Here is a 10736-nt window from a genome sequence, read left to right on the forward strand (position 1 = left end):
CCCGGACTTCTCCGGCAACCCCGAGCACATCGCCGCGATCTGCGACTCCGCCCCGGAGGTGTTCGCGCACAACGTCGAAACCGTGCCGAGGATCTTCAAGCGCATCCGGCCCGCGTTCCGCTACGAACGCTCCCTGGACGTCATCACCCAGGGCCGCAACCACGGGATGGTCACCAAGTCCAACCTGATCCTGGGCATGGGCGAAACCCGCGAAGAAATCTCCGAAGCCCTCAAGGACCTGCACGAGGCCGGCTGCGACCTGGTCACCATCACCCAGTACCTGCGCCCCTCCGAACGGCACCTGCCCGTGGACCGCTGGGTCAAGCCCCAGGAATTCGTGGACCTCGCCGACGAAGCNTGCCGGCCGGCTCTGGGCCACCGCCATGCGCAAGAAGGGCCGGGACATCCCCGCCCACCTGGCCCACATCGCCGAAGGCATCCAGGACTCCGGCACCACCCGCCAGGAAGCCCGCACCCTCCTCAGCGCGGCTCCGGCAAGAGCTTCGGGCAACTAGGGGCATGCCCATGTTTCCCACCAGAATCGAAATCATCCCCTCTGCCGGCATCGCCGACAAGCTCACGGCGTCGGTCCCGCCGTCCGCCCCCCTGACCATCACCTGCCTGCCGCACCACGGCATCGCCCGCACCATGCAGTCGGCGCTGGAGCTCCGGGACCTGGGCTACGACGTCGTTCCCCACATCGCGGCGCGGGTGCTGGAAAGCCGCACCCAGCTGGCCTTAGGGCACCGATACGGCCGCCACCGTCTTCCTGGCTTCGTCCCGCAACTCCACGCCGGAGATCCCGGCGAGCTGCACCGGCGTGGCGCCCGTGACCTTGATGCGCCCGCTCGGCGTCGCGGTCCAGCCGCAGGCGAGTTCCTCGCCGCCGGCGCGGTCCTTGACCCACAGGTACAGGGTGCCCTCGAGCGGCATGCTGCGGCCTTCGAGTTCGAGCTCCGTGCCCCAGGTTTTCTTGACCAGTCCGACCGTCAGCTGCATCCCGTTTTCGGCCTGCAGCGAGTAGCTGGCATCCGGTTTAGGCGGCGGGTTGAGCAGGCCGCCCACCGCCGGTCCGGCAAGGAGGCCGCCGGCAAGGCAGGCCGCGGCGACCCCCGCCACCAGTACGGCACGCCACCGCCGGGACTTCCGACGTCGGGCGGCAAGTTCCAGCAGGACCGGCGCCTCAGCGGCGGGCGGTTCGACGGCGGGCCGCCGTCCGGCCGACGCGGCGAGCGTGACGGCGTCGGGCACGGGAACGGCGTCGAGGAGCGCGGGCAGGCTCTCCAGCTCGGCGAGTTCGCGGCGGCAGGCAGCGCAGCCGGCGAGGTGTTCCTCGAAGGCGAGTGCTTCGGCCGGTTCCAGCCCGCCCAGCAGGTAGGCGCCCAGGAGCGTGTGCTCGTTCATCGTTGCACCCCCATTTCGTCCAGGATGGTGCGCAGGGCGCGCACGGCGTAGAAGGCCCGGGATTTCACGGTGCCGGCGGGAATGTTGAGCTGCAGCGCGGCTTCGTTCACCGTGAAGCGCTGGTAGTGCAGGGCCACCAGGACTTCCCGGTGGCCCTGGCTGAGCCGCAGCAGGGCCTCCTCCATGAGGACCCGGTTGAGCAGTTCGTCCACCCGTTCGCTGCTCTCGGCCAGTTCCAGGGCATCGGGGCCGGTTTCCGCCGGGCGGCGGCGGGCCTTGCGGTAATTGTCGATGATGACGTTCCGGGCGGTGCGGAACAGGTAGCTGCGCAGGCTTCCGGTGATCTGCGGGGCGTGCTGCCAGACCCGCAGCACGGTTTCCTGCACGACGTCGTCCGCCAGGTTTTCGTCGCTGGTGCAGCTGAGCACGAAGCGGCGCAGCGCGGTGCCGTGGTCGCGGTAGATCGCGGCCACCACGTCCTCGTCTAGCGGCATCGCTGCCTCCTGGTTCCTTCGGCGGGCTGCCTTCGCTGATACGACGCCCGCCGGCCCGAAAAGGTTCAGTCCCGAAAAGGTTCAGTCCCTGTGAACCATTCAACACCTGCCGGCGTCGTACCGGATGAGCGTCCGGCCGATCCGGCCGGCCCCGGCGAAGGAGCGAACCCATGAAAAAGCATCCCGGCATCGGCGTCCTTGTCCTCGCCCTGTTCCTGGCTGCCTGCGGCGGCAGTCCCGGTACCTCGCCGACCGGTACCTCTCCCACTTCAGCCGGCGCCGCGCCGTCGTCGAGCGCGCCGGCGTCCAGCGCGCCGGCCGCCGGGCCGGACCTGAAAACGGCCAGCTCCAGCGCGGGCGACATCGTGGTGGGTGCCAACGGCATGAGCGTCTACTTGTTCACCAAGGACGTGAAGGACTCGGGCAAGAGCGCCTGCGAAGGAGCCTGCACGGCCCTGTGGCCGGCGGTGACCACTGGCTCGGACACGCCCGCCGTGGAGGGCGTGGGCGGAACCATCGGCACCATCCCGACGGCGGACGGCAAGAAGCAGGTGACCATCAACGGCCTGCCGGTCTACTTCTACGCGCAGGACACAACTGCCGGCGACGTGAAGGGGCAGGGCTTCAACGACCTCTGGTACCTGGTGAGCCCGTCCGGCGACATGATCAAGCAGGACTCGGGGATGGGGTACTGACCCTGGGCTTCGCTACGATCGGGGCATGGCCTCCACACCTGACCTGACGAACGCCGGAACCTGGAAGTTGATGGTGGACAGCAACCAGGAGCTGCTGCTGCGCAAGTCCGGGCACGATGTCCATTGGTGGGCTGAGCGCGGCCGCGCGGCCGGAGTGAAGAACGACGGCGAGCTCCGCGACTGGATGCGCGACGAACACGGCATCAGCGGCTACGCGCAGTACGCGGTGTCCTGGGAGATGTTCGGGTATCCGGAGTTCATGCTGCGCGGCGCCGACGAACTGATCGACGGCCAGTACGCAAAACACCCGGAGCTGCGGCCCATCGCCGATGCCCTCCTCGCCTGGGCCGCAGCCTCCGACGGCGTCGGAATCCAGATGCGCAAGGGCTATATTTCGCTGCACAGCCCCAAGCGGAAGTTCGCCCAGGTGACACGGGCGAACAACACGAGCGTGGACGTCCTGTTGCGTTTGGCCGTGGCGCCGGGCGGCCGGGTGGAAGCGGTCAAGGTCCGCGAGGGGGACTTCTTCGACCGCAAGGTCCGGCTCAAGTCCGTGGACGGGGTGGACGGGGAGCTGTTCGGCCTGCTGGAGCGGGCGCTGGCGGAGAATTCGTAGGTTTCCGGTTTCCGGGCGCCTCGCGTGGGCTTCCGGGCGCATGCACCGCGCGTCACCCCGCCGAATTCGCGGGAGGGCTGCGGGGTCGCTGGAACGTTGCGGCGACCTCGCAGCCCTCCCGCGACCCGGGCGATGGTCAATGACGGCGGCCTGCCCCGGTTACTGTTCAAGAGGCCCGTGGTTCCGGCCGGCGGCGCAATGCTGCCAGGATCCTGCTTTTGAATGTTTCCTCGTTGAACAAGTCCTGCCACTTGAGACGCACGAACATCCAGCCATCCTCGGTGAGGGCGTTTTCACGCTGCCGTTCCCGGTAGAGAACTTCCTCAGCTGGTGCATAGTCGAAGTATTTGGTCTTCCCGTCGAATTCGAGCGCGATCCTGCGTTCCCTCCAGCCGAAGTCCATGCGATGGCGTCCGGCTCGGCTCATGACTTCAAGCTGGATCTCCGGCATAGGGATCCGCAGCCGTTGCAGGAGCTCACGAGTCAAGGTCTCGCCGGCCGATTCGGAGCGCGAATCGGCGTTTTCGAGAACCCGGCGAAGGTTCTTCACACCGCGCCGCCCTGGAACGGCCTCTGCCATCTCCTTCATTCGGAGCGGGTCGGCGCCCTGCCTGAGCGCGTTGTCCATAATGATCAAGCTCTGCCGGTAGCCCAGCATCAGGGCACAATCAACCGCCGTCCGTTCCAGTGACGTGACCCTGAGCCGTCTGACGGTGACGACGTCGGCTTCACTGAACGGCCGCGTGTGCCCACGGACGTCCTTTCCCAAACGGCAGCCGGACGGCCGGGTCTGCAAGAGGACGTGGACAAGGTCGTCGGCATTCCAGACGAACAACCGATGTACCCGGGCTGCGGAGGTGTGGCAATAGGCAAAGCTGCCGTTCGACGTCGTGCGGGTTCCGTGGGCGTGAGCCAGGATCAGTTGTTCACTGCGGATCCAAGGCTTCTGTCCGTTCCACAAAGCCGCCCGGATGTAGCAGCCGTACCGGAGACGGATCAGCTCACGGTGACGGACCAGGACCGCGATGGCCCGGGAATTCAATCCGGCGGCATGCAGCTGATCCGTCCGCCAGAGGGAACCTGTCGGCGGGAGCTGGGGCAAGGCCGGTGGCGCGGACAGGAGCGGGGGTTGGGACAGTGTCATGCACCAAGCCTTGGCGGGGCCATGGTCCGGCGACAGGCGCCGGTCTCTCTATGTGGAAAACTCCTCCGCACGAATTCGCCGCAAAGCTGCGGGGTCGCCGGAATTTTCCAGCGACCCCGCAGTGTTCCGGCGACCTCGGCGCCAGCAACCGGAGTGAACCCTTAGGCCTCAGCGCCCTCGAGTTCGTCGTCGTCCTCGAACTCGACGGCGGCGACGATTTCCTTGGTCTCCGGGTGGAGCATGAAGGCTTCGTCGTCCTCTTCGACCATGATGTAGTCGCCGTGGTCGGTGGTGAAGTGCCAGGCGAGGGTCTTCTCACCGTCGTGGATGTAGTTCGGATCGCCCATGGTGATCTTTTCCAGCGCGAAGCCGGCCACGTCGCACAGCTCGCGGATGATGAGCTCGAACTCCGGGGCGTCGAGGAGTTCGGCTTCAGCGGCCTCGGCCCGGCGCTCTTCGAGGTCCGGGATGAGGGCCACGCGGGCGGCGATGTGGGCTTCCAGCTGCTCTTCGTCCAGGTACAGCACGCCGTCCTGGGCACGCAGCCAGGCCGCGTTGAGCTCGATGATGTCCTCGTTCTCCAGGAGGGCTTCGAACTCGCCGTCCAGTTCTTCCAGCGCCGCAACGGACTCGGAGGGTGCCTCGGATTCGTCCAGTTCGCCGTCCAGGTACGCTTCGGCTTCCTCTTCGGAGAGGGCGTCGAACGCCTCGGCGGTGCGGTTGAACAGGTCCAGGTGGGCCGTGGCGCCCATGCCTTCGAGGCCTTGGCGGACCAGGACGTCGACGTCCTCGCGCTCCGGGCTGGTGAAGACGTACTGGGCGAAACCGCCGGACAGGGCCTGGGTCAGGTAGTAGTCCACGTAGTAGCTGCGCAGCGCGTTGGGCGCGATTTCGTCATGGTTGAGCAGTGCTTCGTACATCTCGTTGACCACGGTGACGTTGGCGTCCACGACGTCCGCGGCGGTCACGTCGATGCTGTCCTTCGTCAGGACGACGGGGTATTCGTTGCTGGCCATGGGATTCCTCACTGCTTGAAGCGGATGAACGCTTTCACGCTACGCGCGGCTGGCACGGCAAAAGCCGAGGGCAAGGTGAACGTCCGGCGAAGTTTCGGCGTCGTCTGTGCCCGGGTCAGGGCATTCCGGAAGAAACCCACAACAGAAGGACCGCAGCCGGCAGAACCAGCACCACGGCCACAAGGCCGGCCAGGGCAAAGCCGCTCCAGCGGATGCTGACGTTCAGGGCTTGGAGGCGTTCGTGCCACAGGAGCGTGGCGAGGGAAGCCCATGGCGTGACGAGTGGTCCCAGGTTCACGCCGATCAGGAGGGCGGCCAGCCGCGTGGGCGAACCAGCCACAGGTTCCAGCGCAAGATAGGCCGGCAGGTTGTTTGCCGCGTTCGCAGCCAGCGCACCGGCTCCTGCGAGTTGCAGCAGCGCGGGGAAGCCCTCACCGTCGCCTGCCGCGCGGGCCAGCAGCGCACCCAGGCCGTTCTCGTGGAGGGCCTCCACCACCATGAAGAGCCCGACCGTCAACATGAGCGGCCGCCACGGGATCATGGACCATTTCAGCGTGGAGGGCCGTTTCCATGCATAGGCGGTGAGCAGGATGATGGCTGCCGCGAGCGCAGGGAACTGGACCGGAATCCCGGAGACCAGAGCCGGCAGCAGGAGCACCAGCACAACCGCGGATACCACCAACAAGGGGCGATCCATCACTTGGTGCCGGGGTTGCGGGCCGTAGCGCCCCCGCAATTGCTTGCGGAAGGCAACTCCAAGGATCAGCAGCGGCACAAGCACGCCAACCAGGGATGGAGCCCAGACCAGCTTTGCGAAGTCCAGAGGGGAAAACGCCAGCCTGTTCTGGGCCAGGAGGTTTGTCAGGTTCGAGACGGGCAGTATCAAGGACGCGGTGTTGGCCAGCCACACTGTGGTGAGCGCGAACGGCAGCGGCGGGATTCCGGCGTGTACGGCCAGCAGCACGACGAGCGGAGTCACCAACACCGCCGTGGTGTCCAGTGAGAGGAAGACGGTCGACGCCGTGGCAAGCGCGACGATCAAGAGCCACAACAGCCACACCCGTCCACGGCCCAGGCCAGCGATCCGGTCCGTGACCACCTGGAACAGGCCGGCATCGGAAACCAATTCGGTCACAACGGTCATGGCCACCACGAACAACAGAATCGGAGCGGTCCGAAGCGCCAGGGCCTGGAACCCCGCTCCCGACAGGAAGCCCGTGGCAAGGCAAACGACGCCGGCCAGCAGAATCCCCGTCGGAAGGAGGTAACCGCGCACATTCGTCAACCAGGTCCTAGCCATCACTGCCTCATCGTATTGCCCACGCCCCGGCGATCGTGCCCCGGTTGGCGCTCTGCGTCAGGCGACGTTTCGGCGTCTGCCCATGCAAGTAGGATTCATAGATAGCCCCGAGCCGAAAGTAGTCCTCCCGAATGCCTTCCCACTCAGACGATTCCTGGGATCTGGCGATTCAAACTCCCGCCATCAACGACCGCTCCCTGGCGGCCGGCCTGGCGTACGCGATGGGCAGCCGCGTCAGCAACATCACCTTCGACGCCGGCACCGGCCTCATGCTCGGCAAGGTCCGGGGCAGCGGCGCCGCACCGTATTCAACTTCCGCGAAGCTGGTCCGCAAACCGTCCGGCTGGAGCTGCACCGTGGGCGTGTGCAGCTGCCCGGTGCGCAAGGATTGCAAACACGTGGCCGCGCTGCTGTTCGCCGCCGAGGACCACCCCACCGTGCGGGCGCAGCTGCTGAGCGTGCCCGCCCCCGGCCAGACCTCCCGGAGCACCGTCCCGCTGCAGCGCCCGGCCTGGGAACGCGCCCTGGACCGGCTCATTTCCGCCGGCGGAAGCACCCCGCAGCCCGGCCGCGGAGTGCCCCTGGCCCTGCAGTTCGAGGTGGAGGAACCCGCCCCGCACTTCGCCTACACCGGCCGCCGCGACCCCGTCCGCAGCGTCCGCCAACTCAAGGCCCGGCCCGTGATGATGGGCGCCAAGGGCAAATGGATCAAGGGCGACGCCTCCTGGTCCAACCTGAATTACCTGGGCTACAAGCGCGAATTCAACGAAGCCCACCTCGGCTTGCTGCAGGAACTCCTGGCCGGCCATTCCAGCAGCGAGCACCGGAATTTCGGCTCCAACATGTGGCTTCTCCTCAACGACTACGCGGGCAGGAAGCTCTGGGACCTCTTCGCCGAGGCGGAAAAAATCGGCCTTGAACTGCTGCACTCCGGCGGCAGCGAGCCGGTCCGCATCGCCGCGGAGCCCGCCGTCGTCGGGCTGGACCTCAGCCGCCTGACCCCAAGCAAGCCGGGCGGCACTGACACAGGGAACGACGGCGGACTGGAGCTCGCACCGTCCGTCACCATTGGCGGGGAGGCCGTTGATCCGGGGGCACTGGGGTTGATCGGGCGCCCGGCACACGGGCTGTTTTACACGGGCGGCCACGAAGCACTGCCCGGGGTGCCGGCGCCGCAGAACCTCATCACCCTGGCTCCCCTGGCCGGGGGCGAATCGCAGGAACTGCTGGACTTCGTGGCCGAGGCCACCCGGCTGCAGATTCCTGCGAAGGACGAGGAACGCTTCCTCACGGCGTTCTACCCGAAGTTGCGGCAGAGTGCGCGGCTGACGTCAAAGGAAGTCGAACTGCCGGTCCTCGCGGTCCCCACCTTGTCCCTGCTGGCCAACTACGGCGCCGACCACCGCGTGCGGCTGCACTGGGAATGGCACTACACGGCGGGCAAGCTCGTCACGGCGCAGCCGCTGTGGCGCCACCCGGACGACCACGGCTACCGCGACGACGCCACCGAGGCACGGATCCTGGAAAGCCTCGGCCGGCCATGGGACGTGGTTGCCGCGCTCGGCGAATCGTCCAGCGGCGGCTGGGGTGCGCCGCGCCTGGCCGCGGCGGTGGAACTGAACGGCCTGGACACCCTTGCCTTCACCGAAGAGGTGCTCCCCCGGCTGCGCGAGCTGCCCGACGTCGTGGTGGACACCAGCGGCGACATCGCCGACTACCGCGAGGCCTCCGAGGCGCCGGTGGTCTCCATCTCCACGAAGGCCACGGACAACCGCGACTGGTTCGACCTCGGCATCGTCATCACCCTGGAAGGCGAGCCGGTCTCCTTTGCCGCCGTCTTCTCCGCCCTGGCCGCCGGGCAGACCCGCATGCTGCTGCCCAGCGGCGCCTACTTCTCGCTGGACCTGCCCGAGCTGCACCAGTTGCGCGCCCTGATCGACGAGGCCCGCGCCCTGCAGGAGCACCCGCATAAGGACGGAACGCTGCAGATCAGCCGCTTCCAGGCGGGCCTGTGGGACGAGTTCGCGCAGCTGGGGATCGTGGACGAGCAGGCGGCCGCGTGGCGCGACTCGGTGGGCGGACTGCTCGACGACGGCGTGACCGGGCTGCCGCTGCCGGCCTCCCTGAACGCTGAGCTGCGTCCGTACCAGCTGGACGGCTTCAATTGGCTGAGCTTCCTGTACAAGCACAGCCTGGGCGGGGTGCTCGCCGACGACATGGGCCTGGGCAAGACCGTGCAGGCGATCGCCCTGATCTGCGCTGCCAAAGAGAGTGCTGGGCCCGACGCCGCCGCCCCGTTCCTCGTCGTCGCCCCCACCTCGGTGGTGGGCAACTGGGCCGCCGAGGCACAGCGCTTCGCCCCCGGGCTGAGCGTCCGCACCATCACCGAAACCTTCGCGAAAAGCCGAGTGTCGCCGTCGGACGCAATGGCGGGGGCCGACGTCGTGATCACCTCCTACGCGCTGTTCCGGATTGACGAGGCGGCGTATGCCTCCCGGGAGTGGGCCGGGCTGATGCTGGACGAGGCGCAGTTCGTGAAGAACCACCAGTCCAAGGCGTACCAGTGCGCGCGCAAGCTGCCGGCGGCGTTCAAGCTCGCCATCACGGGCACGCCGTTGGAGAACAACCTCATGGAGTTCTGGGCCCTGACCTCGATCGTGGCGCCCGGGCTGTTCTCAAGCCCGAAGCGCTTCGCGGAGAACTACCAGAAACCGGTGGAGAAGAACGGCGACACGGCGCAGCTGGACAAGCTCCGGCGCCGGGTGCGCCCGCTGATGATGCGCCGCACCAAGGAGCAGGTCATCAAGGACCTGCCGCCCAAGCAGGAGCAGGTGCTGGAAGTGGTGCTCAACCCGCGCCACCACAAGGTGTACCAAACGCACCTGCAGCGGGAGCGGCAGAAGATCCTGGGCCTGATCGACGACGTCAACAAGAACCGCTTCACCATCTTCCAATCGCTCACCCTGCTGCGGCAGCTCAGCCTGGACGTCTCGCTGGTGGACGAGTCCCTCGCAGCGGTGCGCTCTTCCAAGCTGGATGTGCTGTTCGAGCAGCTCGAGGACATCATCGCCGAGGGGCACCGCACCCTGGTCTTCAGCCAGTTCACCGGATTCCTGGGCAAGGTCCGCGAGCGGCTGGACGCCGAGGGCGTGGAGTACTGCTACCTGGACGGCAGCACCCGCAACCGGGCCGACGTCGTCAGCGAGTTCAAGAACGGCGCGGCACCGGTATTCCTGATTTCCCTGAAGGCCGGCGGCTTCGGCCTGAACCTCACCGAGGCGGACTACGTGTTCCTGCTGGACCCGTGGTGGAACCCGGCCTCCGAGGCGCAGGCCGTGGACCGCACGCACCGGATCGGCCAGAACCGCAACGTGATGGTGTACCGCCTGGTGGCCAAGGACACCATCGAGGAAAAGGTCATGGCGCTGAAGGCGAAGAAGTCGCAGCTGTTCGCCGACGTCATGGAAGGTGACGCCCTGGCCGGCGGCTCCCTCACGGCCGAGGACCTGGCGGGGCTGTTCAACGAATAGGCCGCCGTATGGCATTATCCGGACGGCCGTCATTATTTGTATATTTGCTTCATGAACTACGCAGCACCGCGGAACCCGCACGCCAGCATCGAACGCACCGTGGAATGGGTGGACACCGATGCTTCCGGCCACCAGCACAACTCCGCGATCGTGCGCTGGGTCGAAGCGGCCGAGGCCGAGCTCTTCCGCAGCCTCGAGCTGCCTGACTACTTCCCGAGCGCGCCGCGCGTCCAGCAGGTCATCAATTACACGTCCAAGCTGTGGTTCGGCCAGCGGGTGACGGCCACGGTGGAGATCCGCGAGCTTGGCCGCACGTCCATGACCCTGGCGTTCGAGGTCCGCGGCCATGCCCACGGCGCCTTCGAGGGCGGGGTTGCTGCCTACGGAACCGTGACCACCGCCCATGTGCCCGCCGGGGCGACGGCGGCCCAGCCCTGGCCGGCACACATCCGCGAGGCCGCCGGGGCCGTTACGGACGGCGCCTACTGACCCCCAGCGCGACGGCGGCTCCACCCCGGAAGGAGTGGAGCCGCCGTC

The 10736-nt window shown here is 67.3% G+C and carries 9 protein-coding genes and 1 pseudogene; 5 read left to right on the top strand and 5 right to left on the bottom strand.

Annotated elements, in window-relative coordinates:
- Positions 1-515: pseudogene (locus D3654_RS00210) on the top strand (radical SAM protein); the annotation flags it as partial.
- 223 nt (positions 516-738) lie between these two features.
- Here the strand turns inward: D3654_RS00210 and D3654_RS00215 are convergent.
- Together D3654_RS00215 and D3654_RS00220 are read right to left on the bottom strand one after the other, a co-directional pair.
- On the bottom strand, positions 739-1404 hold the full coding sequence (locus D3654_RS00215; RefSeq protein WP_120519540.1) for an anti-sigma factor family protein: 666 nt from the start codon (positions 1402-1404) through the stop codon (positions 739-741).
- Positions 1401-1898 (bottom strand): sigma-70 family RNA polymerase sigma factor, encoded by a 498-nt coding sequence (locus D3654_RS00220; protein WP_120519541.1) that lies wholly within the window; start codon positions 1896-1898, stop codon positions 1401-1403. The genes D3654_RS00215 and D3654_RS00220 overlap by 4 nt, the downstream gene beginning before the upstream one ends.
- 170 nt (positions 1899-2068) lie before the next feature.
- Between D3654_RS00220 and D3654_RS00225 the strand changes: the two genes are divergently transcribed.
- Positions 2069-2593, top strand: a complete 525-nt coding sequence (locus D3654_RS00225) for a COG4315 family predicted lipoprotein (protein WP_120519542.1) — start codon at positions 2069-2071, stop codon at positions 2591-2593.
- A 25-nt stretch (positions 2594-2618) separates the two neighbouring features.
- On the top strand, positions 2619-3209 hold the full coding sequence (locus D3654_RS00230; RefSeq protein WP_245413014.1) for a DUF5655 domain-containing protein: 591 nt from the start codon (positions 2619-2621) through the stop codon (positions 3207-3209).
- 166 nt (positions 3210-3375) lie between these two features.
- On the opposite strand, the gene D3654_RS00235 is transcribed toward D3654_RS00230, so the two are convergent.
- From D3654_RS00235 to D3654_RS00245, 3 genes are all read right to left on the bottom strand, one after another.
- Positions 3376-4353 (bottom strand): type IV toxin-antitoxin system AbiEi family antitoxin domain-containing protein, encoded by a 978-nt coding sequence (locus D3654_RS00235; RefSeq protein WP_120519543.1) that lies wholly within the window; start codon positions 4351-4353, stop codon positions 3376-3378.
- A gap of 161 nt (positions 4354-4514) precedes the next feature.
- Entirely contained in the window at positions 4515-5369 is an 855-nt protein-coding gene (locus D3654_RS00240; RefSeq protein WP_120519544.1) for a DMP19 family protein, read from the bottom strand.
- Positions 5370-5484: 115 nt separating this feature from the next.
- Positions 5485-6669: an ArsB/NhaD family transporter gene (locus D3654_RS00245; RefSeq protein WP_120519545.1), complete on the bottom strand. Its 1185-nt coding sequence runs from the start codon at positions 6667-6669 to the stop codon at positions 5485-5487.
- Between the two features lie 131 nt (positions 6670-6800).
- Between D3654_RS00245 and D3654_RS00250 the strand changes: the two genes are divergently transcribed.
- Together D3654_RS00250 and D3654_RS00255 are read left to right on the top strand one after the other, a co-directional pair.
- Complete coding sequence (locus tag D3654_RS00250) at positions 6801-10199, top strand: DEAD/DEAH box helicase (RefSeq protein WP_120519546.1); 3399 nt, start codon at positions 6801-6803, stop codon at positions 10197-10199.
- Between the two features lie 51 nt (positions 10200-10250).
- Entirely contained in the window at positions 10251-10688 is a 438-nt protein-coding gene (locus tag D3654_RS00255) for an acyl-CoA thioesterase (protein ID WP_120519547.1), read from the top strand.
- The last annotated feature ends 48 nt before the right edge of the window (positions 10689-10736 follow it).

The sequence above is a fragment of the Arthrobacter celericrescens genome (assembly GCF_003614925.1).
GTDB lineage: Bacteria > Actinomycetota > Actinomycetes > Actinomycetales > Micrococcaceae > Arthrobacter > Arthrobacter celericrescens.